This window comes from Paenibacillus ginsengihumi DSM 21568, assembly GCF_000380965.1.
GTDB classification, from domain to species: domain Bacteria; phylum Bacillota; class Bacilli; order Paenibacillales; family NBRC-103111; genus Paenibacillus_G; species Paenibacillus_G ginsengihumi.
In genome coordinates, this window is record NZ_KB905619.1 from 1 (window position 1) to 23,983 (window position 23,983).

A 23,983-nucleotide genomic window follows, 5' to 3' on the forward strand; every position below is an offset into this window, starting at 1 on the left:
CTGAAGAGAGCGCTGGTAGTATCCGTTCCGACTATTAGGCTTTTCTTGTTCATTCTCCATGAAGCTTTTGATTTCAGCTTTCATGATGGACTCCAGGTTCTCTTTAATAAACTGCGTGACAAGTTTTTCAAATAGATCTGCGAGCATATCTTGGTGTATAGTAGTCATGAGTAGGGTTCCTTTCTTGTGGTTTACGCACACTCCAAGATACCCTACTTTTTTTGCGCCTGCAGGTCACAAATTCTGGTTACACAAACTATTGTACATCATCATACAAATACAATGAAAGAAAAGTTTTATTTTTTGGACCAGAATGGAAAATAAATTTATTAAAAAAGAAACTCTTAAATATACCTATCTATCCAATAAGGAATTATGAATTATTAGATAGAATGCTAAAAATCCAAAAAAAACCCACCATTATTACTTTAAATCGTTCTGGGATTATCAGTAAAATTGAATATATCGATTAGGGAGAAAACAATGGATATTGATTTTCGAATTTGTGAAGTAACTAGTACATTAAAGAATGATTTAATAGTTAATTTTAACAATGAGGTCACTACATTTGAGATCCCAACCGTTCCATATGTACAGTATTTCCCAATAATGATTCAACTTGAAAAATTCCCTACCGAAATGATCATGGAATTACGTATTATAGTTACCAACGATAATGGAGAAGTGATAACTTATTCTGATAGTATTATTGTACATAACGAATCAAACAACGATAAAAGTTGTGTAGAACGGAGATTTGCTTTGAATTTCCCTTTGACAGAGAGAGGAATTCTTTATTTCAGACTCATGATAAATCAATCTGAGGTAATGCACAAGGAAGTACATATCAACTAGAGCATTATACGTACCCCTAAAATATGTAAGGCTCTGTCTATACTTTAGGATAAAGTACTCCATAACGGTTAAGGTTTAGAGTATAATCAAGGATGATGCAAACATTTTGCGTCGTAAATTGCCATTCAAGGTAGTCCATTACGCGTTCCGCTCAGTCTGCCATGCCGCAACACGTGCCATCATGTCTTCTTTGGCGACATAACTTGAGAAAGCTTGGCGGTGAGACGCCAAGTTCAATTTCAGCCATGTTCAGCCATCTTCCGTGTTTGGGCGTGTAATGAATTTCCAACTTGTCTGCCATTCGCTTGGCTTCAGCTGATTGCCAAGCTTACAGGCTTGTCCGAAATTGAAATTGGGCGTTTCTGCTAATCCTTTCAATGTAAACCAGTTAAGACCGCGAAGCGTTTATTTAACTTTGACTGGTGACTCAATACTCCCACTCTAGATTTATGCCCGGTAAATCGTTGCTGGGCCTGCAATGCGGCGAGTGATGGGGTACAGGGGACGAGTGTAACGAGCTAGAGTAAAGGGCAGATATTTCTGCCCCTCCTCATCAAACCGTAAGTGAGGTTTTTCCTCATACGGCTTTCCGATGTTCGTCATTCATGTGCATGCAGATTACAGTAGCGTTTTTAGCCCATATTGTATGATCAATGATTTCACTTCTCGTTCCGAGCTCATCCATCGAGAACGTTGCCGCTTCTTGGCGTACCATCTGGTAAGTCGCTGGAGAATGTACCAATCCAGCTTCGCCATTTTCTTTTAGCTGTAGGCCGTGTAGTAATAGTTATGCCAACCCTGTATCTTCGGGTTTAAGTATTCCAGATGCTCTTGAAATGACCTGTGGCGCATACTCGGAGGAGCCAATCGTTCCTTCACGACTTCCTTAATTCGCTCCTCCGCCATTTGTCACAACCATTGTTGGGTCGTATAGTATACCTGACCTTTGGATGTTTCAGCCTTCGTCTTTCGATGATGCATCCCTAAGAAGTCGAAGCCCTCTTCCCCTGTCCATAATCCGACGATGCGCGTTTTGGTTGGATGTAGCGTTAGCTCTAGTCGTTCCATAATCGCTTTAATAAGCTCGTATGCTCGATCCGCATCTTTCTTCGTCTTACAGATCACCACGAGGTGAGTAGCCCGAGGGAATCGCACCCTCAGGCCCTCTCAGAACCGGACGTGAACCTCTCGGCTCATCTGGCTCCCATTATCCAGTCGCTGGCAGTATTCCTAATCTCCAGTGTGCAAACAGTTCGGGAATGTTCTTCGCTAGCCTCCCTAGCCGCCGAATAGCCCGCGTCTTGTGTCTCTCCAGCTTCTTGTATTTCCGCCGGGCCCACTTGACGAGCGCATCATTCATATGACGTAGAACAGGGTACAATTGCGATTTGTAAAAGTGGCCATAGTAGTTAATCCAACCCCTGACGGAGGCATTGAACATTCTTGACAGGTCATTAATCTCCAGATCCGGTTTCAAATGCATCCGCCATCCTCTTATCGTCTGCCTCATCGCTTTTTGCACTCCTTGTTGCTTACTGCTGGTGTGAAATTGGAGAGATGACTCCTCCTTGCGGTGTACCTAAATCCGAGCGCCTAACGTTTCCTTCCTCCATGACTCCCGCACCTAACCACTTCCTCACCAGCTTCATCAGCTTCGCTTGATTGATGTTGTCGAAATAGCCTTGGATGTCGACGTCGACCACCCAATTTCCTTTGCGGTTGCATGCTTTCCGGATTCGTTCCAACGCTTGCTTCGCACTTCGCTTTGGAAAGCCGAAAGCGTTTCTTGAAAGTCTGCCTCGAAGATCGGTTCGATGACGAGTTTGGTTGCCATTTGTATGACACAGTCTCTGACCGTAGGAATCCCCCAGCGGCGCTGCTTTCCATCCTTCTTCGGGATGTAGTGTCGCTTGACGGGTTGCGGATGGTAGTTCCCTTCTTTAAAGGACTCGCTGACATTCGTGCACGAAGAATACTTCTCCTTGCTTCTCAATGTCCGCTAACGTCTCTCCATCCACTCCAGCCGAGCCCTGATTCGCTCGTACCCTCCGCCATGCTTCCCACAAGATGTCCAGCCGGTAGACCTTGTCATACAAGGCGTGAAATCTACGCTTTTTGTTTTCCTTGGCCGCATGACCTAGTTTCTCTTGGAGTTGTTGAACGTTTTCCTTTGGTGTCATTAGCCGTCTGGCATTCACTAACTCGTACCTCCTCAAGAAACTTGAACAAAGTAGGGCTCCTTCCCTCCCGCAGGTTGTGTTGTCCTGCATTCTTCGGTAGTATGAGCCACTCGGACTCCCTTCCCGCGGATGGCTCACTTCGCTTTTTGGCTTATAGAGCATCCTTCTACGAAAAAAACATTTCCGTGCAGGGGAGGGTCTCCCCAGTTCACTGCATCCTCTTTCATACCATGCCGATCCCCATACGCCGGAGGATTCTTCGCTGTCGCTCCAAGTACCTAACAGCTTCCCTGGCCTTCGTCCAAACCCTCGGGACTCGGCTTCCTCTCTTCCCTCATGCGAGGCCTTTTTGACGACGCGGCAGGATTCACTTTATGTTACGGCCTGGTATTGTCGCTCGCCCTGTCTCTGACAGGTACTTTCGTCGATGCGCTTCTACGCACAGATTTCGCCGTACGCAGGCATCCAAGCTACGCGGGGACTTGGCTCCTCCCGCGACCGGACTTTCACCGGCTAGAAAAAGCGTGCTTAGCTGGGCACGCGAAATAAAAAAGATTCCTAACCAAAGTGGCTAGGAATCTCCTAATCTCGATCATTCGTCCTCAGATCATGCGAAGATTACCCAGTCTCAGTCGCTTGTATGTGTCAGCAACGATGCTCTATTCGGGGGAAACATTTTTATTCTGAAGCAATCTTTATTTCGCTCCGCTTGTCTTGGTCAAGGAAATACCATGAATGGTATCCCGCTGAAAAATCGGTAACGTAATTATTGGTTGGTGCTGTAAATATCTGAAGACCGCCAACGATCGATTTTTGCGGCGCGCCTCCGTCCAATGGAATTTTTACAAAACTCTTGTCTCCATGATTCCCACTGTTCCCTTCTGTAACGAGGACCTCTCCATCGTATACATTGATTGAAAACAAATTGTCTTTATCTGTAGTATACAAAGTCTCCTGATTAGTTCCATCCGAATTTAGGCGATAGATCGATTTATAGTCTGTATAATAAATCTTCCCTCTTTGAACAATGGGGATAGAATATCGTTCGGCCGTAAATGAATATAGTTTCGCCTCTTTTTCACTGGCAAGATCTGTAGCGAATAAGGACGAGTCCTTCGTATAGTAAAGGCGGTTTCCAGCAACAGCCACCAACTTGCCCTCAACCATCTTTCGCTTATCCGACCCATCTTTCCCCATTCTCCAGATGTTATTGTCATCATCGTTAAAATACAACCAATCTCCAGCTAATATTAAGGTATTTCCGGCATCAGTTAATTTTTGTAAGCCCGTTCCGTTTACATCCGTCTTATATATTCCGTTAGCGGCATAATAAAGATGTTGGCCGTCCAAGTTCAAATATTGGGGGACCTGCGGAGCTATTTTCAATATTTGGCTTCCATCCGGTTTCATTTTATAGAGACCATCCTCATCAGAATTTGAAGCTACATGTTTTTTATAAGATAAATATATCCAATTTTCGTCGCCTACCAGCTTGCCCAGATTTGAGAAGTTCCCTGCCGAATTCCCTTGAAAATCGTCTTTTTCGGACATATCATTAATCTCTACCGTCCTTGTATCGTTGTCCCATATCACTTCTTTGCCGAGCAGTTCGCTTATTGCTCGAAGTGGAACGTAAGTAGTCCCTTCATAAATGAAGTTATCAGACTGCACCTGTTTTCCGTTTACTTTAATGGCAATGGAGTTAAACCATGCTGTGATTTGCTTTTCCACATTATCAGCAAAAACGTTCGGCGTTATAAAGACACAAAGGACGACAAAAAGTACAGTTACCCCAACTCCGAGGAGTTTAAGTTTTTTCACCAAAGTTACCTCCCAATCAAATTTGTAAGACACTTACAATATAATGACTTCTTGAATGCGAAAAAAGTTTCGGTCCGAGGTCAATTCAAGTTGAAGCACAATTGGAGACAATTATTTGCGCGCAATAAGGCAGAATGCTCACCGGCATAGCGGTTCAAGACAAGCCTAAGTGCCTGATCGCCTTCGAGACAGTCGGCAGCGTAATTCCGTCGTCGGCCGTCCTTCGGATTGAAGTCAATCGGATTGGCACGGTGAAGAGGAACTGGAAGGCGCTAATTCCGATCGGTCAAGTAAAAAAAGACGCAGCCGCGAATAATTCCATCCCATTATTCCCTGGGAAATGACCGCTCGTCCCTCCCGCGATCCCCTCGGCGTCCGGCCAATTGTTTGAACGTTCTAAAAAAATAGGCATACATCACGCTCACATATCCCCGTCCCGGTTGAATATATTTAGTAACAAGCTCAATTTTTCCGAGTAGCCGCTCACAAGCTTGGGACTGAACATTTCGGAGGAGGTGTCCCGCATGACAGAACCGTCATTCACCGTTTCTCGCGAGGATTGGTCGCTGCACCGCAAGGGCTATCAGGATCAGACCCGCCACCAGGAGAAAGTGCGCGATGCGATCAAGCAAAATTTGCCCGATCTGGTCACGGACGAAAGCATTATTTTGTCCGACGGGAAGCAAATTGTGAAAGTTCCCATCCGCAGTCTGGACGAATATCGTTTTCGCTATAATTACAACAAAAGCAAGCATGTCGGCCAGGGAGACGGAGACAGCCAGGTCGGCGACGTGCTCGGCGTGGACCCGACGCCGCAATCGGGAGCCGGTAAGGGCGAAGGCGCAGGTGATCAGCCCGGCGACGATTACTACGAAGCCGAAGTGCAGATGGAAGAGCTGCAATCGATGCTGTTCGAAGAGCTGGAGCTGCCGAACTTGCAGCAGAAGGAGAAGCATAACGTCACGGCCAGGGAAATCGTCTTCAACGACATCCGCAAAAAAGGCATCATGTCCAATATCGATAAAAAGCGCACCATTCTCGAGAACCTGCGCCGCAACGCGCGCGAAGGACAGCCGGGCATTCACGGCATCTCGCCCGACGACTTAAGGTTCAAGACATGGGAGGAGATTGTCACCCCGCAATCGAACGCGCTGGTGATGGCGCTCATGGATACGTCGGGCTCGATGGGCTCGTTCGAGAAATATATCGCGCGCAGCTTCTTTTTCTGGATGACCCGCTTTCTGCGCACGAAATATGAGAATGTAGAGATTGTGTTTATCGCTCACCATACGGAAGCGCGCGAGGTCACCGAAGAGGAATTTTTCACCAAGGGGGAAAGCGGCGGCACGATCTGCTCCTCCGCCTACCAGCTCGCGGTCGAGCTGATCGACAAGCGGTATTCGCCGTCGCGCTATAACATCTACCCGTTCCACTTCTCGGACGGCGACAATCTGACCTCCGACAACGAGCGGTGCGTCAAGCTGATCGGTGAACTGATCAAGCGCAGCAACATGTTCGGCTACGGGGAAGTCAACCAGTACAACCGCAGCAGTACGCTCATGTCCGCCTACCGCAACATCCACGACCCGAAATTCGTGCATTACATCATTCGCGAGAAAGGGGAAGTATACAAAGCGCTGAAGACGTTCTTCCCCAAGCAGGCCGAAGGGAGGATCGCCCGATGAACGCCGACGACATCAAGCAGTTGGAATACGCCATCGCCGAAATCAACGAGATCGCCAGCGGGTTCGGGCTCGACTATTATCCGATGCGCTACGAAATTTGCCCGGCCGACATCATCTATACGTTCGGCGCCTACGGCATGCCGACCCGCTTCAGCCATTGGAGCTTCGGCAAGACGTTCCACAAGATGAAGATGCAGTACGACTTCGGCCTCAGCAAAATTTACGAGCTCGTCATCAACTCCGATCCGTGTTACGCCTTTCTCCTGGAGGGCAATTCACTGATCCAGAATAAGCTGATCGTCGCGCACGTGCTGGCGCACTGCGATTTCTTCAAGAACAACGTTCGCTTCTCCAAGACGAACCGCAATATGGTCGAGAGCATGTCGGCGACGGCCGAACGGATTCGGCAGTACGAGATCGAATTCGGCCAGATGGAGGTCGAACGGTTCATCGATGCGGTGCTGGCGATCCAGGAGCATATCGACCCGCTCATTACGAAGCCGTATCGCGGCTCCAAAGCGCACGACCGCAGGCGCGAGGAAGCGGAGGATCGCGCCGCGCGGGAACCCCGCGAGCGGCGGTTCGGCTATGAGGACCTGTGGGACCTCGATAAGGAAGAAGACTCCAAGCGGAAGGAATCGTCCGCGGAGTCCGGGTCCGGCCGACGCAAATTCCCGCCCGAGCCGGAAAAAGATCTGATGCTCTTCATCGAGGAGCACGCACCGTACTTAACCGATTGGCAGCGGGACATCATGACGATGCTGCGCGACGAGATGCTGTACTTCTGGCCGCAGCTCGAGACGAAAATCATGAACGAAGGCTGGGCGTCGTATTGGCACCAGCGCATTCTTCGCGAGCTCGATCTGACCGAGGAAGAGACGATCGAATACGCGAAGCTGAATTCGTCCGTCGTCGTTCCGTCCCGCCACAGCCTGAATCCATACTATTTGGGCTTGAAAATTTTCGAGGACATCGAGAAGCGGTGGGATTCGCCGAGCCGCGAGGAGCGCGAGCGGTACGGCCGCCGCGGCGGCGAGGGGCGGCAAAAAATATTCGAGGTGCGCGAATTCGACTCCGACCTGTCGTTCATCCGCAATTACTTGACCAAGCAGCTGTGCGAGGAGCTCGACCTCTATGTCTTCGAGAAGAAGGGCCAGGAATGGAAAATTACCGATAAAGGCTGGGAAAACATCCGCGACCAGCTCGTCTATTCCCGCGTCAACGGCGGCTTCCCTTATATCGTGGTGGAGAACGGCAATTTTGCCGACAACGGCGAGCTGTACCTGAAGCAAATGTACGAAGGCATCGAGCTTGACCTGAAGTATGTGGAACGGACGATGCCGTACATTTACCAGCTGTGGGGCCGGCCCGTCCATCTCGAGTCGGTCGTGGAGACGAAGCCGGTGCTGTTCAGTTACGACGGCAAGAAGCATCACCGCAAATTTTTGTAACCGGATCTTTGCATCAATAAGAGACGCGCCATCCAGGGAGAACGCTCAGGGCTTCTCCCTTTCCCTGCATCCTGGCCGGGCCGAATGACCGTCCCCTCATTCATCCTGGCCGGCATCGCTTCTGTCCGTCATTCCTTCACTTTGCTTTATTTTTCTCCATAATGTCGTTCGGTTAATTCCCAGTCGTCTGGCTGCCCTGGATTGATTCATCTGTTCTTCTTCCAGCACCGCCATAATAACGTCCCGTTCGATCTCTTCCAAGGTCTGATTAAGATTAATTAAAGCACGGGAACTCTTGCTTGCCAGCCTATGGGTGTCAAGATTTACTTCGTTAAGCAGTGGGAGAACCTCTTCCGTTATATATTCCCCTGTCGTATAAATAATAAATTGCTTGATCGTTTCCTGAAGTTCGATCAGGTTTTTGCTCCAATCATGATTTTGCAGCGCCGCTAATACTTCTGGCCTGATGCCAACGATTTGTTTGCCGAGTCTTTCGTTATAATAAATGATCAAGGAACGAACCATGCTCTCCAAATCATGAAAACGCGTGCGAAGGGAAGGAATGAAAATTTTGTTGCTGTTCATTCGTTCATAGAAGCTTTGTTCAAGCAGTCCGGAATTAAACAGCGCCTCCAGCGAATCGTCGAAAGCAAAGATCACTTTGGCCCGGAGCGTTGGAAGCATTTTGCAAAGCGCTTTCTGAAACGACAGGCTCCCATGGCTTGCCCCGCCAATATAAACTAACGTATCCTCTGCCGAGTTTTCCAATATATTGCCGATGGCTTCCACGGAATAATCGGAAGTTCTGGCGATAGTTAATTCAATCATTTTATCGAAATATCTTCGGCGAATCGCTTCCCCGAAATATCTTTTCCCCGATCCTTTCTCCCCATATAACGCAAGCGGAAATTCAAAAAGATCCGATTCCGGATTCACCGCCTGATCATTGACATCTTTGCCTAACACTAATAAAGGATAGTAATGATTGGTCGATTCATCGTGATAAATGACGGCGACTTCATGATCCGTCGTTTGATTTTCGGAGATTTTCAGATAATAATGGTCCTTGTTATGCTTGTAGTCGATCTTTCTGCCCTCTAGGACAAACGTTTTACCGGGGTCCATCAGAGACACACGGTGATCGAATACGGTTCCATATGCCATCGTCTCAATCGCGTATTTTAAAAAAGGAAAGCTGTCGAATAATGTACGATCCTTGAGCTCGATCGGCGGCTTTAAAATTTTGCGGAACGCCTCGTTCGCGAATTGCAGGGCGCCGCTCCCATTCAGAACGCAGACGCCAATGTCCAGATCGTTGATTAAATTCTCGTAGGTTTCCTTGATCGTATTGTAAGGCTTCATGACGCGAAAAATATGCTTGGCCTGCTCGAACGCTTCAAGCACGGATTCTTTTCCGGAAGTAATCAGGACGCCCTGGATGCCATATTCGGCTGCTTTCCTGGTCGTCACCGTATCGCCTAGCACAAGCTTGACTCCGCTATCCTTGGCCCTTTCAAGTATGCCGTTCACTTCATCCTCATGAGCAATAACAGTGACAGGAATATCGATGTTCATAATATTGGAAACCGAGACGAAGCCATCGATAATATTTTTAAATCCAATGACTTCCATGTTCACTTTATAATCTTTGACCAGGACAAGCATACGCAAAATATCATATCCGGATACTTGAATTTCGACCACCGGCAAAGAGGAATGATCCCGCAACAGTTGGGCCGTGCCGCCGCGGCTGATCAGCAAGTCATAATCGCCTTTCTCGATCTGTTCGAGAATGGGCAGCACTTCGGATAAATCGGATTGGATGATATCGACATCGAAATCCTGAAGCTCGTCCTTTAAACTCGTGGTCAACTCCACCAGCCCCGGATAGGGAGCGATAACTAATGCTTTTATTTTCATATAACTACCTCGTAGTTTGTCCATTGATTGCCTTTATTATAGCTTACTTTGATGCAGAAAAAAATTATGGATTGCATAACAAAATGACTGTAAGACGAACATGTGTCGCAATGTCCTCTTACAGTCACCTAAGCTGACATCATTAAAGGAATACTCTCTAGACCAAGCCTTGATCGCGGTATGCTTGCATCGTCATCGCCAATTCCGCCCTGGCTTGCGCCGTTAACGGCGCTACGGGCAATCTGGAGCAACCGGCCGGCAAGCCGATCATATTCATCGCTTCTTTTAATACGGAAGGCAATGTTCCCAGGCCGAAGCGGTTTCTAAGCTCCCGAAGCACCCCCTGCGCCTTCTCTGCCGCGACAAAGTCGCCCTTCTTCCAGTTTTCGTAGATGGCAGCGACTTGCTTAGGGAACACATTTGCGGTTGCCGAGATCGCCCCTTTTCCGCCGGACATGAGCGTAGGCAGGATCAACGAATCCGTGCCGGCCAATACGGAAAATCGATCATCATGTTCTGTAACGGCAATATATTGCAAAATATTATCGAAGCTTCCGCTGCTATCTTTGATCCCGACGATATTGGGAACCTTGCTTAACTCTGCTACCGTTTTGGCTGCCAATGCATTGCCTGTGCGTGCAGGGATATTATAAAGCACGATGGGCAACGCTGTAGAATCCGCCAAACGCAAATAATGATCCCGCAGTTCTTGCTGCGTAAAGCTTAAGAAATAAGGGGTAATGACCGAAACCGCATCGACGCCGAGAGCGGCCATATCCCGGATTAACGCTTTCGTTTCGTTGGTGCCGATACCGCCTGCCCCGGCGTAAACCGGAACTCGACCATTCGCTTCCTCGACGACAATCTCTGTAATGCGCAGTTTTTCCGCTGTTGTCAATGAGAAGAACTCCCCGTTCGTTCCGAGACAAAACAAACCGTGAACTCCGGATTCGACCGCTCTGCGAACTAACTGGCGAAGCGCGTTCTCGTCCAACGACTCATCGTCTTTAAAAGGCGTTACCAAAGCAGGAAGAATACCTTGCGGGATGATCATATTGTTGTCCACTCTCCGATCCAACGTATTTTTTCATCTTTCGTTCGTCGCGTCCCGCTTAACCTAGCAGTTGTTGCATCCTTTATCCGCTCACAGGGAACACAAGCATAGCAGCTACGCACAGCACCAAGATGCGGATCAGGTACATCGGCACAGAGAACAGCCAAAACTGCGGAAGCTTATATTTCCCCATGCCTAAAATCATGGCAGGCATCCCATCGACCGGCATGTAGCCGCCGTTCCATCCGGATATGACAACGGCCGTTGCGGCCGCAACCGGATTCAGCCCCAGACTGAGGCTGGTTGCAATAGCGATTGGCGCAAAGATGTATACAGACCCCATATTCGAACCCGTAAACGTAGCGCAGGTACTCGTTAGCAGCGCGAAGATGAGGATAAGCAGGAATGGGCTTATATTCGTGCCCAATGCACCGGCCACCATGTCGCCGATCATCACGGTAAATCCGGAGTTAGCCAGCGCGTCGGCGACGCCGATGACGCCAGCCATCATCAGAATGACAGGGGCCCCCATATTATCCCGGACTTCCTTGAAATCAAGCACGTTGATCATTAACAAGAACGCTCCGGCAAGGCCAGGGATAACATAGGCCGCATTCCCCAGCGAGCTCATCAGCATCATGCCGATCACGCTGACGGCAAATGCCGCGATGGTGCAGTATTCTTTCCATGCAGGCAAAGCTTCGCTTGTCGCACCCTGCCCCGCCTGATCGTCAGCAGAGGCTTCCATGATCGGATGATCCGGCAAAAGACGGTACGCAACCAGACTCCATGCCAGGAAGCCAAGCGCCATGATGAAATTCACTACAGCAAATTTCGACACGGAAAGCCCGCCAGTATAACCTGCCGTCTCCAGTACGCTGACAGTAACGCCATAGAAGAGGGCTACGTTGAAAGGAATCAACGGGTGGTTCGTGGCAAACCCAAGAGGCATGACCAGCTTGGACGTAGGCATTTTTTTATTATAAGGAATTGTCGTCAGCAGCGAAAGAATCAGCACATAGTACCCCGTGGAGCCGGAACCAACCAAGCTGGCGCCAAGCATAACGACGACGATCAGAAGGGCATAGCTCTTATAACCGCCCCTGTTTACTAAAGCGAGCATAGAGGACTGAACTTTGCCGATCAAGCTGGTCTTCATTAGTCCCGCCATCACAACCATAAAGCCGGCAATCATAATTACGCTTGGGTTCACGAAGCCTGCGAAAGCTTCCTGAACGGTGGACAGACCGGTGACGACCAAGAGCAAGCAGGCCAGGAGCGGCGGCGCGCCGAAAGCAAATTTGTCCGACATGATCATTACAATCATCAGGATCAAGATAGCAAGGGCAAGAATCATGGCCGTTGTCATGTTTATTCGCTCACTTTCATGGATAGTTTGTAGATTGGCCTCATTCTCACAGATTATGATGAAAAGCAGAAATGAAAATGCTTACATGATTACCTATAGAAAACCGATGAACTTTTTCGCGATGCCAGGTTGTTGTGTCAGACCGTTCGCGCCCCGCTTGGGCAGCCCCGTCTGACGGGGCTGCCTCCTGTTTGCGGCATTGCATTCGTTATTGATCGCTTGCTTTAATCCAGCTTTCCGTTACCGCGACATATTTGATTCGCTGTCTGAAATAAGTGAAGGTGACATGAATCGTGCCGTCCGGCGTTTGTTTGACAGAAGGATAAGAATATTCTCTGTTCAGCTGATCTTTGGAATTGTTGGTCATGGCATAACCGTCGCCAATCTCCAAGTTTCTGGAATAAGACCAGGTTTTCCCTCCGTCTTCGGATAGCGCGATCGTCATCGGTGCCCGGGGAGCTCCCCAGAAAGCTTTCTTCTTGTTGGGGTCTTCCTCCAGGACGGCAGCCGTCGAGGATTCGTTATTCCCCTCTTCCTCATCTTCAATATCGTCATAAAGCGATGTTCTACGCTCGGTGCAGTTCTCCGCATTCATATGATTGTAGACAAGAGCCAGGTTTCCGTTATTCAGTTTGGTGAATTGGATCGACGAGTTATTGTTGGGCAATTCGGTTGGAACCGGCTCCGTCCATGTTCTGCCGTTGTCATAGGAATAGCTCATATAGATGAAGTCTGCCCACCGGCTGCGATACAGCGCGAGCAAGGAGCCGTCGGGCAATTTCTCCACATTCATGTGCACGCATCCGGTGCTGTTCGGAACCGCATATTCGGTCCAGCTTCGTCCTTGGTCGCTGGAAATTTTTACGGCGCTGTAATCGTTATCGCCTACCCATTTCTCGCCCGGGGATACTACACAGTAAAATACCGGGAGCAGCCATTCTCCGTTATCCAATACAACGACAGGCTGGCGGACGAACGTTCCGGGCGTGCCAAACAAGGTTTCAATCGGCCCCCAGGTGTAGCCATGGTCTTCGGAAATTCGATATCGAACGATGGCCGTATCCTGGTTCCCCGATTTTTGCGCCGTATAAATCAGCCACAGCTTGCCATCGGGGGCCGAAAACAGAATCGGATTTTGCTCGGACCGGGTGGGATCATCGGAGAGCTTCACCGGTTTCGACCATTCCGATTCCCCTTTATTCAGCCTGGACATGTAAATGGAGATATCGGGAATTCCTTCTTGCGTTCCGGCAAACCATACGCAAAGAAGATCGCCGTTGTCCAGCGGCAAAATATTGGATGCATGGTTTTGTACGCAATCGCTTGGCAGATAGGCATCCGTTCTTCCCGGTTCAACGGTTCTCAATTCATGATGAAACAATATTTTACTGGTCATTTCGATCACTCCGTTCAGGTGTTTTGGGGACAGGATTCAGCCAATCGGATGAGCTCTTCTACACCGCTTACATCGCTAGCAGCAGCGGCTTTTCGCAGCGTTGCCGAAAGCTTGACTTACAATAATTTTTGATAAATCGCCCGCATATCTTGCCTCGTCATCGCTTTAGGATTGTTATCCAGCAATCGGGTCACCTTGGAAGCCGCTTCGACCAGGCCGTCCAGATCTTCCTCGCGAATTCCTTTGTCGCGCAATGTGCATTCGATATTAATATCAGCCAGGAGGGAATACAGATTCTCGATCATTTTCTCGGCTGCTTGTCTGGTGCTGAGGCCGGCGATGTCAAGTCCCATCGCTTCGGCGATATCCCTGAATTTGTGCTCACACGCATCGAGATTATATTCCATGACCGACGGCAACAAAATCGCATTCGACAACCCATGAGGGATTCGGTATTTTCCGCCGAGCGGATAAGACAGAGCGTGAACGGCCGTCGTGCTTGAGGTGGCGATACATATGCCGCCGTACATGGACCCGAGGATCATGTCGTGGCGCGCTTCCACGTCTTGGCCGTCGCGATACGCCTTTCGCAAGCTTCTTGAGATCAGCCGAACCGCTTGCAAGGCATACATATCGCTGAACGGATTCCCTTTCTTGGAAATGTAGCATTCGATCGCATGAGCCAAAGCATCAACCCCGGTAAAGGCTGTAATCGCTTGCGGCAGGCCCAATGTCAGCAGCGGATCAAGAATGACGTAATTGGCCATCATTTTGCTGCTTACGATTCCGACCTTTAACTCCTCTTCGGGAACAAGCACGATGGCGTTCGGGGTCACCTCAGCGCCAGTGCCCGCCGTTGTTGGAATTAACAGCGTCGGGAGGCCGGGATTTTTCACTTTTTCGATCCCCAACATATCTTTAAGCGGAACCTGATTCGTGAACATCAAGGCTACGATCTTGGCGACATCCATCGCGCTTCCTCCGCCAATCCCGATCACCATCTGGCTGTTTTTTTCTTTGGCCAGATTAAAAATTTCGTTGACATGCCCAATCTCGGGCTCTGGCGGCGTATGGTTGATGACATCGACTTGAATGCCTGCCGATTCAAGCAGGGCCACGGGCCTGGCGACCAAGCCTGCATCCCACACGCCTTTAGCGGTGATCAAGAGAACCTTCTGCACATTGCACTCTTTGACGATATCTGCTATTTTCTCGATGCTGTTTGGACCGGCAAATATTTTTCCGACGTTCAACAGCGAATAAGTTCCATCATAGGTCATCGTGCTGCTCAGCTCCCTTATAAAATATATCAGCTTGTCAATTTCCTTTAGGCGCCAATTCTACGGCCGCTCGAATGGCCTCAATCATGCTTCGTTCATCAGCTATATTTTTGCCGGCAATATCGAAGGCAGTGCCATGGTCAACGGATGTGCGGATGATCCCTCCTTTTAGGCCTACGGTAATATTTACTCCCGCCTCGATGCCTCTTACTTTTACGGGTCCATGGCCCTGATCATGATAGCAAGCGACTACAACATCGAAGTCTCCCCTGGCCGCTCTAAAAAACAAGGTATCCGCAGGGTGCGGCCCGGTTACATGGATTCCTTCCAGACGGGCCTTTTCAATTCCGGGAACAAGCTTCTCTTCCTCTTCCCCATTGCCGAACAATCCGTTCTCGCCGGCATGGGGATTGATGCCACATACTCCGATGCGCGGCGCCGTATATCCGGCTCTTGTCAGCGTCTGGTGAGCCAGCTTCACAATGGAATAAGTCAGCTCGGGCGTAATCATTTCAATCGCTTGAATCAAGCCGACATGTGTGGTCAGATGAATCACCTTGAGCTCCGGCGAGGAGAGCATCATGGAATATTCCTTCGTCCCCGTCAAATGCGCCAAAATTTCGGTATGCCCCGGGTAATGGTGCCCTCCCTTATGCATCGCTTCTTTATTAAGAGGAGCCGTACATATCGCATGAATGTCGCCTTGCTGCGCAAGCTCGACGGCTTTGGCCACAAATTGATAAGCGGCATCCCCCGCTGCAGCAGATACTTCGCCAAACGGCAAATCTGCGGGCAATAAATCCATATCCAGGCAATCGATAACATCTTCTTGAAACAAAGCTTCGTGAACAGCGCTTACCCGGTGAATCTCTGCATGACTGCCAACGATCTGTGCGGCACGCTGCAATATTTTGGCGTCGCCGATGACTACAGGCCGGCACAGCTCCCGCAACTTAGCATGAGCAAGCGCCTTAACAATGATTTCCGGACCGACCCCAGCCGCATCCCCCATCGTAATTCCAATAATAGGTTTCATAGCCGTCTCTCCCCAATCAATGTTTGCACGGAATGAAGCAAAACCTTTTCTGTACCGAAGCTGCCCGCTTTGGTAACGGCATACAGCTCTTTGGCTCCCGTTAACCTTCCAATCGGAACGCCCGTTTCGACTTCGCCAACCAATTCCAGTCTCTCTGCCCCGATCCGGGTACATACCTGTTTGGCCGTATCGCCGCCTGTAAGAACCACTTTCCGAATATCAAAACGATTCAGGATTTCAACAGCAATTTCGCCCAAAACGACGGATATTTCGTTGCTGACTTGCTTCCGGCTTAATCCTCTGCGCATTCCCGCTTCAACCGCTTTGCGAATATCCTCCGGTTCTCCGGAAGAATATAGAACAATGTGCTTTCCTCTGGCTACAATATCGTCAATTTCGGCAATGACTCTGCGTTTTTCTATAGCCCGAGCTTCCGAATCGGAAACTGCCTGCTCCGCTCGAAGCTCAATGCCTTCTACGTCAGGCGCAGCAAGCAGGAAGCCTAGCTGCTTTCTTGATTCCCTGCTCACGCTCCCGATCACCAAGAGAACGCTTGGATGGGAAGGGGAAGCCGGAATTTGCCGCTGCTTCTGTGGATTCGCTTTCTTCGCGACGGGCAAATAATGAACCAATCCCGCCGAGCCAGCCCAAACCACTTTATAGGAAGTTTGCGAAACCGACTCCACAATCGCTTTCAAATCGTCTTCGCTCGAAGAATCGAAAACAATATAAGGAATATGTTGTTCCTTCAATTCCTTGAGCCTCTGTTTCAAATAATCTGCTCCCGCACGCAATTCCTTATAATTAATGACTTCGACTTTCCGCTTTGTTTGCTTTAACAATAATTTCGGAATATAAGATTCCGTTACAGGCGTTTTGGGATCCAGAGCGACCTCCGTTTCGTGCAGCAGGCGGTCATTGAGAAAATGAAATCCGTTTAATGTAATCCTTCCATTCATCGGAAAGGCCGGTGCAATGATTATAAAATCAGGATGTAAAGTGTCGTATATTGCATCTAACTCTATTCCGAGATTGCCTCTCAGCGTTGAGTCCAGCTTCTTATAGATCGTATCAAAACGATTTCTCTGAAAAAATTGCGCCGCTTCCTTCACTCTTTCATAAGCTTCGCCGGCCGGCACCGAACGGCTGTCTGTATCGACCACAACAGCATCCTGCCCGGTTATCGCTTCATCCTTCAACTCCATAATAACGGATGTGCTCATCCCGCTCTTGGCCAACTGCACGCCGCTATCATTAGCCCCTGTTAAATCATCTGCGATTATTGCAATTTTCAACACTTACACCCCCCTTTCCTTCCAAAACGATTGTTGCAAGCATTTTCATAAGCTAAATATAACAGCAATCAGAAAATATTGCAATACTTTTTAGTAAATTTGAAGATTTGTGTTGCAAAATATTCATTATTAATCCAAAAAACGCCTCTTCTCAATAGATAATGGCTTGAAAGTTTGAGAAGTGATTAATTTTTCAACACACCCCCAATGCAAAACACAAAAATCACACATAAATTTCATTGCGGGCGGGGATTGCAAGATAGGTCCGCCTCGACTTATTTCATCGACAGGGCGTCAAATGGGGGAGGGGGGATAATGAAACATTTATTAATGTTGCAAAATTAAACATATCATTTTGTTGCAAATATCACTTTTACGCCTCGGCACTTCGTTGCCCTCTTAGAAGTCGCTCGTTTTGCACATGAATCGTATCGCACATCAGCGACGAATCGAACCGTCAGGCCGCTTGCCCAAAGCAGCCGGAGCCGCACCGCCAACGCGCGTAAAGCTTGTCGCTGCATCGTTGCCTTCGGCAACGGTTTGATATGGTGCAAACTCATACGCTGCTCCGAGCGGGGATACTCAGGCGCGCCGGCAACCCGCGAGCTTCGCGTTAGCGGTTGAGCTTGCGCTCACGTTCCAAACTCCGTGTTAGTGATCGAATCGCGTTAACATTCCAAACTCCGTGTTAGTGATCGAATCGCGTTAATGTTCGAACTTTGTGTTAGCGCGCCCCCTCTTCGGGTGCATGAGGCGCTCCGCTCCCCGATCATCAGATTGCAAGCCCCTCTACGAATACACCCGAGTCCATGAGGCGACGAATCCTGCAAAAAATGCAACATTTTCCGTATCCATCGCATAAGAGAGAGGGGAATGTTGTATTTGGTGCAACAATTGGGGCGCGATTGGCTTCAAACCCGGGAACAGCGCCCGAAATGCTGCATGTTCTGCAATTTCGAGTCGCGAGCGAATACGGTTGATCCCCCGTTTTTGTTGTACAGAATGCAACATTTGCTCACTCACTCGAAAAATTCAGCGGTTTCCACACGCTGAACTTCATAAACCGCAGGCGACGACCGATGACAACAAGAAAAAACCTTCAACTCCGTTAAGGAATTGAAGGTTTTTTCGGTCAGCGAGCCGGTGCCGTGCCGCTCAGGCTCGCCCGCGCTTCGCTGCGCCGCGCTGCTCGCTGCAAAGCGGGTTATACCGCATCGACCGCTTCCGCCGGCTGATCGGCCCCGCCCGCTGCGCGGTCCGCCCATTTGTAATGCAGCAGGGAGGACAGGAAGACAAGCGCCAGGCCCTGCCCCCAGCCTTGAATCCGCTTGCGCGGCACGCCCTTGTATCCTTCCGCGTCCTTCATGACGGCGGTTCCTGCCGATACGTCCAGCACGGTCCCGTTGTCCGACACCCGGCTCAAAACGCCGGAGATCGCCTTCTGTATATACTTGTTGTACATCGGCGCGCCGATCGCCTCGTTGTAGCGGACGAGCGCCGCCGCGATGCCGGCGGAGCCGGACGTCTCCAAATAAGCGGTCGGATCGTTGACGACCGTATGCCACAAGCCTTCCTCGGACTGCAGGCGCACCAGCGTGCTGAGCTGATCGCGGAGCGAATCGTACATTTTCATATACGACGGATGCGTCACCTCCACGATATGAAGCGCCTGGGACATCGTATAGGCCGCCCAGGAATTGCCGCGCGCCCAGAATACCGCCGACATGTTGTTGCCCGCAAGGTTGTCCCAGCCATGGTAATACAGGTTCGTCTTCTCGTCCTGCAAAAACTCCTCGTGCCCGTGATACTGCAGCAGGCCGTCCTCGAGGAAATCGTCGCGGCCCAGCAGCGTGCCGATGCGAATCAGGAAATACCCGGCCATAAACATCGTATCGACCCAGGCCTGCTCGGGGAAGTTGTAATTTTGCGATACGGTATGCTGGAATATGCCGTCCGCAAAGCGCACCGCTTCATGCTTCAGGTGCTCGGCCATCCGCACCGCCGTATCGAGATAAGTCTGCTGCTGCGTCGCTTCGTACAGGCTCAACAGCGTGTGGCCGATCGACACGGCGTTGACCGTCAGCGGCGGGATGCCTTCCTCCAGCTGCTCGTCGACCCAGAGGACCAGATGCTCGAGATACTTCTCGTTATTCGTCGCCCGGTACGCCTGGCTGACGCCGTACAAGGCGACCCCTGCCGGCCAATCCCACGTGAAATCCATCTTGAATGTGCGGTCGACGATCCGGTCTATCGCGTCCTTGATCGTCTGTTCCTGAAAAATAAGATTTGGCAAAACAATCTCCCCTTCATTCTTGATGCGTTCCTGTTATTAACCATACCAAGAGTCGGAGAGATTCACAATATCAAATTATTGTTTTTTATCCGTTTTTCTTTGAATTTTTTTGATTTCACTCATCGTTTTTTGCATTTAGCCGGCGCCGTGCCGTTCCTGCAGCCCGATTTGCCCCGACTCCAGCTGCCCTTCAAGCCTGCGGATGTGCTCCAGCAGCTGCTGCAGCGTCTCTTCCGTCACGAAGCCCGGAACGGTCCGCTTCTCCGACTCGATGCGCTTCGCCAGCTCCGCGCTCCTTCGCTCGACCGGAACGCTCCGGCGACGGGAATAGCTCTCCAGCTTGCGCAGCCAGCCGCGCCAGCAATCCAGCCGCACCTGAAGCAGCAGCATCGTATAGAAACGGTCGGCCTTGTCCGACACCGCGAAGCCGCAAGCGAGCCGCTCCCTTTCCAACGCATCCTCCAGCGACCGGACCGCTTTGGCCGCCTCATCCAACAGCTCTTTCATCCGATTATACCCTCCCTTGTTTCTCGATCGTTACTAGCATTTCCAGTTGGAGGAAAATGTATAATCGGTCGCTGCTCTAGCGGCGGTGATTTGGATCGATCCGTCAAGCATAAAGCGGTTAGCCTGGGCTTGGCCAGTCTGCCATGTGAGCTCATGCAGCTTGCGCAGAAAAGGCGCTGCCAGTCTGCTTGGCGAGGCGCTGCCGCTCTGCTTAGCGAAGCGCAGACGTCCGCATCCCGTGCCAAACCTGCTTCAACAGCAAGACGCCACGCTCGATCTCCTCCGGCTCCAAATGCCCGTAGCCAAGCAGCAGCTTGTCGGCATGCGCGCCTTTACGGATACAGTGATATTCGACAGGCACAAGGCGAATTCCGCCAGCCTGGCAGCCGTTTACGAAAGCATCGTCAAATACACGTCCGGAAACTCCACGGCAAGGTGCAGTCCCGCCGCGTCCCCCCAGCTTCTCCAACCGTCTCCAAAATGTTCCCGCAGCGAGGACAGCAGCCGCTGGCGGCGCTCCCCGTAGAGCTTTCTCATTGCTGCAAGATGACGGTCAAACTTTCGGGTATGCAGCAGCTCGGCAAGGGCCGCCTGCTCGAAAGGAGGATTCTGAACGTCCGAATAAGTCCGCAGCCGGCGCCAGCGCTGATGCAGCCGCCGCGGAACGATCGCATAGCCGATGCGAAGCGCGGGGAACAGCACTTTGCTGAAGGTGCCGACATAGATGACCCGTTCGGGGTCCATCGCATAGAGCGGCGCGACCGGATCGCCGAAATATCGGAACTCGCTGTCGTAATCGTCCTCCACGATGAAGCTGTTCTGCTCTCTCGCATAGCGAATCAGGGCGGCGCGGCGCCCGGCCGGCAAAATGCCGCCTAACGGAAATTGGTGGGACGGCGTCACATACACCGCGCAGCTGCTTAGGCCGCTCAAGCGATCCGTCATTAGTCCGGAGGCATCGACGGGAATCGGCCGGATGGCATGGCCGCGATTCGCCAACGCCTGCAGCATCCCGCGATTGCACGGATCTTCGACCAGGATCGGCTTCCCGTCCTCATCCAGCAGGTCGGCGATCAAATTCAGGGCATGAGTAGCTCCCGCCGTAATAAAAATATGGTCCGCAGCTACGGACAAGCCTTTGCTGCGCAGCAAATAGGCGGCGATTTCCTCGCGAAGCCTGGCCAGTCCCTGCGGGCCGGTATAACCTAGCAAAGCCGCCGGCATCTCCCGCAGCGCCTTATTCATCATCTGCTGCCACAAATAGCGCGGAAACTGCCGCAAATCCGGTTGGCCGGTGCGGAAATCCGCCGCATACGAAGCAGGCTGCGGATCATCCTCCGGCGCTGCCGCATCAGGGGGGCGCTCAAGCACAAGCCCTTCCGCCACGCGCGTTGCCGCCCCTTGGCGGTTCACGACGAAGCCTTCAACCGCCAGCATCTCATATGCTTCGTTCACCGTATTGCGGGAGACGCGGATGGCGCCGGCCAATTCCCGGGTCGATGGCAGAGCCTCTCCAGCCTGCATACGTCCGCTCACAATGCGCTCTCGCAATGCCAGGTAAAGCTGCCGCTTCAAAGGCACTTCGCTCTCCCTCTGCAGTTCGATCCCCCACATACGCCCCTCCACTGTCCTGGTGTCCCTCCATAGTCCTGGTGAATTCACTGTCCTGGTGTCCCTCCACAATCCTGGTGAATTCACTGTCCTGGTGTCCCTCCACAGTCCTGGTGAATTCACTGTCCTGGTGTCCCTCCACAGTTCTGGTGAATTCACTGTCCTGGTGTCCCTCCACTGTCCTGGTGTCCCTCCACTGTCCTGGTACCCCTCCACTGTCCTTGTGAATTCGCGCTGAACTGGCTCTTTTCGCGCCGTTGTATGTTCCCTAAGATTGTATCATGTTTTTGGAATGCAAGAGGGGGGTGATCGATTGGAACGAATCCAAGGCATGCTGTTTCTGGCCGGCGCCTTTTCGCTGGCGGGCACTTCTGTCGTCACGGCCCGATATTTCAGCGGCAATCTCGGCCTGTTCACCATTACCGCAGTCAGCTTATTTCTTGCGCTGTTCATCCTTCTGCCGCTGGCCTGGAAGGAGCTTGCGCGGGGCGGCCGCCGGCTGCCTGGCAGAGATTGGGCGCTTTTGTTTCTCCAGGCGCTTTTCGGCATTGTGCTGTTTCGCTTCTTCCTGCTCAGCGGACTCGAGCTTACAAGCTCGGCGGAAGCCGGCATCTTGACCGGGGCGACGCCAGCCGTCACCGTCGTTCTCGCCAGACTGCTGCTGAGAGAATCGGCAGACAGGCTTGCGCTCCTCGGTATTGCCAGCACGATCGCCGGCATGGGCCTGCTCCAAATGGTGTCCTCCACCGGAGCGATCGGCAGCTTCGCCCCCGAGCATCTTGCGGGCAACGCCCTGGTGTGCTGTGCCGCGTCGAGCGAATCGCTGTTTAATGTGCTGTCGCGAAAATTCGCCGCGGCAGGCGGAACACCCCAGCGGGACAAGCTTCACCCGATGGCGCAGACCGCCTTGGTAACCGCCATCGCTTTCGCGCTCAGCGCCGTTCCCGCCCTCTTCGAGCGCCCCGCCGCCGTCCTGCCCCATCTAGCATGGAGCGAATGGCTGGCGCTCGTCTGGTACGGTCCGGTCGTAACGGCTCTGGCATTCATCCTCTGGTACGCCGGCATCCAAAGATGCCGCGTCTCGACGGCGGCGGCGTTTTCCGGCTTGATGCCCTTCACCTCCCTGCTGCTGTCGGTCACGCTGCTTGGCGAACGTTCCTTCTGGCTCCAGTGGGCCGGAGGGGTTCTCGTCATCCTGGGCATCGTGCTGATCGCGGTCAGACAGCAGCCGCAGTCGAAGCCGGCGGCGAAGCGGAAGGACGCTGAGCCCAGCTGAAAACGTTCGGACGTCGAAAAAGAAAAACCTTGCCTTCGGCAAGGTCCTTTAGCGTGCAAATCCATATTTTGCTGCGATTGCTGCGACAGGGATTGCTCAGCCAGCGGCCCTCGAATTCCGTGGAGCGTTCGAACTCCGCGCTAGCGCTGTCCCTCCCCGGGCACACTCCGGTACACTCCGGCACATGAAGCGACGAATCCTGCAAAAAATACAACATTTTCCGGACTCTTCGCCCCAGAAGAAGGAGAATGTTGTATTTTGTGCAACAATTTAAGGGCGGTTGGCTTCAAATCCGGGAATACCGCCCAAATTGTTGCACTTTTTACAACATTGAGCTGCAAATAGGGGTTATCCTCCCATTTTTGTTGTACAAAATACAACATTTGCTCGCTATCTTGAAAAATTGGACGGAACCCTCCGGCGAATTTTTCAACCCCGCAGGTGACGACCGATGACAAAAGAAATCGCTCGTCATCGGCGTCTCTCCCCGCGGGTTCGGCTATAAAGCGCGCACAACGTATTGGACGCGGGCCCCTGCCTGGGGCACAGGGTCCCCGATAGCCGCTTATCTGGCCACCAATATCGTCTCTAACGCAAGTGACAAACGCTATTTTGCTGAATCGTACCCTTTTTTAGATGTAAGGTAACTAGGTAGGATGATGTACAATTGTTTGTGTACCATGATTTGGAGCCTTCCAGGCGACAAAAAAGTAGGGTATCCTCAGAGATTGCGAAGTCACCTGAAAGGATGGAACCCTACTCATGACTACTGTACACGAATTAGGCCTCCCAGATCTACTTGAAAATCTTGTGAAGAACTTTGTTCAAGAGAAGATTGAGCTCCTCATGAAAGAAGAACTCAGCAACTTCCTTCAAGTTGAGCAACCTGATCAGCGGAACAGCCGCAATGGCTACTATGAACGCACTTTGGATACCCGTTATGGTAAAATTGAC

The 23,983-nt window shown here is 51.1% G+C and carries 20 protein-coding genes and 1 pseudogene; 5 read left to right on the forward strand and 16 right to left on the reverse strand.

What is annotated here, in order from left to right; genetic code table 11:
- The 5 genes and pseudogenes from F591_RS33050 to F591_RS0123305 form a co-directional block, all read right to left on the reverse strand.
- Positions 1-168 (reverse strand): annotated as a pseudogene (locus tag F591_RS33050) (IS256 family transposase); the annotation flags it as partial.
- Between the two features lie 1,449 nt (positions 169-1,617).
- Positions 1,618-1,761 (reverse strand): group II intron maturase-specific domain-containing protein, encoded by a 144-nt coding sequence (locus F591_RS33345; RefSeq protein ID WP_281166726.1) that lies wholly within the window; start codon positions 1,759-1,761, stop codon positions 1,618-1,620.
- 301 nt (positions 1,762-2,062) lie between these two features.
- Positions 2,063-2,365, reverse strand: coding sequence for a group II intron maturase-specific domain-containing protein (locus F591_RS0123290; protein WP_019537017.1), 303 nt, complete (start codon positions 2,363-2,365; stop codon positions 2,063-2,065).
- 430 nt (positions 2,366-2,795) lie between these two features.
- Entirely contained in the window at positions 2,796-3,053 is a 258-nt protein-coding gene (locus F591_RS33070; RefSeq protein ID WP_026326846.1) for a hypothetical protein, read from the reverse strand.
- 660 nt (positions 3,054-3,713) lie between these two features.
- On the reverse strand, positions 3,714-4,856 hold the full coding sequence (locus F591_RS0123305) for a DUF5050 domain-containing protein (protein ID WP_019537018.1): 1,143 nt from the start codon (positions 4,854-4,856) through the stop codon (positions 3,714-3,716).
- A gap of 524 nt (positions 4,857-5,380) precedes the next feature.
- On the opposite strand from F591_RS0123305, the gene yhbH reads away from it, so the two are divergent.
- Together yhbH and F591_RS0123320 are read left to right on the forward strand one after the other, a co-directional pair.
- Complete coding sequence (gene yhbH / locus F591_RS0123315) at positions 5,381-6,541, forward strand: sporulation protein YhbH (RefSeq protein WP_019537020.1); 1,161 nt, start codon at positions 5,381-5,383, stop codon at positions 6,539-6,541.
- Positions 6,538-7,992 carry a SpoVR family protein gene (locus F591_RS0123320; RefSeq protein ID WP_019537021.1) on the forward strand — a complete coding sequence of 485 codons (1,455 nt, stop codon included), beginning with the start codon at positions 6,538-6,540 and terminating at the stop codon, positions 7,990-7,992. The genes yhbH and F591_RS0123320 overlap by 4 nt, the downstream gene beginning before the upstream one ends.
- Before the next feature lie 96 nt (positions 7,993-8,088).
- Here the strand turns inward: F591_RS0123320 and F591_RS0123325 are convergent, their stop codons facing one another.
- From F591_RS0123325 to pdxR, 11 genes are all read right to left on the reverse strand, one after another.
- The gene (locus F591_RS0123325; protein ID WP_019537022.1) at positions 8,089-9,912 is read right to left on the reverse strand and encodes a PrpR N-terminal domain-containing protein; all 1,824 of its coding nucleotides are present in this window, start codon (positions 9,910-9,912) and stop codon (positions 8,089-8,091) included.
- A gap of 157 nt (positions 9,913-10,069) precedes the next feature.
- Positions 10,070-10,966 carry a 4-hydroxy-tetrahydrodipicolinate synthase gene (gene dapA, locus F591_RS0123330; protein ID WP_026326847.1) on the reverse strand — a complete coding sequence of 299 codons (897 nt, stop codon included), beginning with the start codon at positions 10,964-10,966 and terminating at the stop codon, positions 10,070-10,072.
- Between the two features lie 82 nt (positions 10,967-11,048).
- The gene (locus tag F591_RS0123335; RefSeq protein WP_019537024.1) at positions 11,049-12,335 is read right to left on the reverse strand and encodes an SLC13 family permease; all 1,287 of its coding nucleotides are present in this window, start codon (positions 12,333-12,335) and stop codon (positions 11,049-11,051) included.
- A 208-nt stretch (positions 12,336-12,543) separates the two neighbouring features.
- On the reverse strand, positions 12,544-13,731 hold the full coding sequence (locus tag F591_RS0123340; RefSeq protein WP_019537025.1) for a sialidase family protein: 1,188 nt from the start codon (positions 13,729-13,731) through the stop codon (positions 12,544-12,546).
- 116 nt (positions 13,732-13,847) lie between these two features.
- The gene (locus F591_RS0123345; RefSeq protein ID WP_019537026.1) at positions 13,848-15,011 is read right to left on the reverse strand and encodes an iron-containing alcohol dehydrogenase; all 1,164 of its coding nucleotides are present in this window, start codon (positions 15,009-15,011) and stop codon (positions 13,848-13,850) included.
- A 37-nt stretch (positions 15,012-15,048) separates the two neighbouring features.
- Positions 15,049-16,047, reverse strand: coding sequence for a 4-hydroxythreonine-4-phosphate dehydrogenase PdxA (gene pdxA / locus F591_RS0123350; RefSeq protein WP_019537027.1), 999 nt, complete (start codon positions 16,045-16,047; stop codon positions 15,049-15,051).
- A complete protein-coding gene (locus F591_RS0123355; protein ID WP_040742397.1) occupies positions 16,044-17,345 on the reverse strand; it encodes a four-carbon acid sugar kinase family protein in 1,302 nt (433 codons plus the stop codon). Before F591_RS0123355 ends, pdxA begins: the two co-directional genes overlap by 4 nt.
- A gap of 1,201 nt (positions 17,346-18,546) precedes the next feature.
- Positions 18,547-19,635, reverse strand: coding sequence for a glycoside hydrolase family 88/105 protein (locus F591_RS0123360; RefSeq protein WP_019537029.1), 1,089 nt, complete (start codon positions 19,633-19,635; stop codon positions 18,547-18,549).
- Between the two features lie 135 nt (positions 19,636-19,770).
- Positions 19,771-20,142 (reverse strand): hypothetical protein, encoded by a 372-nt coding sequence (locus F591_RS0123365; RefSeq protein ID WP_019537030.1) that lies wholly within the window; start codon positions 20,140-20,142, stop codon positions 19,771-19,773.
- A gap of 211 nt (positions 20,143-20,353) precedes the next feature.
- The gene (locus F591_RS33080; RefSeq protein ID WP_245581116.1) at positions 20,354-20,503 is read right to left on the reverse strand and encodes a hypothetical protein; all 150 of its coding nucleotides are present in this window, start codon (positions 20,501-20,503) and stop codon (positions 20,354-20,356) included.
- Between the two features lie 29 nt (positions 20,504-20,532).
- Complete coding sequence (gene pdxR / locus F591_RS28880; protein ID WP_245581117.1) at positions 20,533-21,756, reverse strand: MocR-like pyridoxine biosynthesis transcription factor PdxR; 1,224 nt, start codon at positions 21,754-21,756, stop codon at positions 20,533-20,535.
- A gap of 310 nt (positions 21,757-22,066) precedes the next feature.
- Between pdxR and F591_RS0123375 the strand changes: the two genes are divergently transcribed.
- From F591_RS0123375 to F591_RS31735, 3 genes are all read left to right on the forward strand, one after another.
- Positions 22,067-23,029 carry a DMT family transporter gene (locus F591_RS0123375; protein WP_019537031.1) on the forward strand — a complete coding sequence of 321 codons (963 nt, stop codon included), beginning with the start codon at positions 22,067-22,069 and terminating at the stop codon, positions 23,027-23,029.
- A 248-nt stretch (positions 23,030-23,277) separates the two neighbouring features.
- Complete coding sequence (locus tag F591_RS33085) at positions 23,278-23,484, forward strand: hypothetical protein (protein ID WP_019537032.1); 207 nt, start codon at positions 23,278-23,280, stop codon at positions 23,482-23,484.
- A 307-nt stretch (positions 23,485-23,791) separates the two neighbouring features.
- Positions 23,792-23,983: transposase (locus tag F591_RS31735; RefSeq protein WP_211217609.1), on the forward strand; the 192-nt coding region annotated here is incomplete at its 3' end.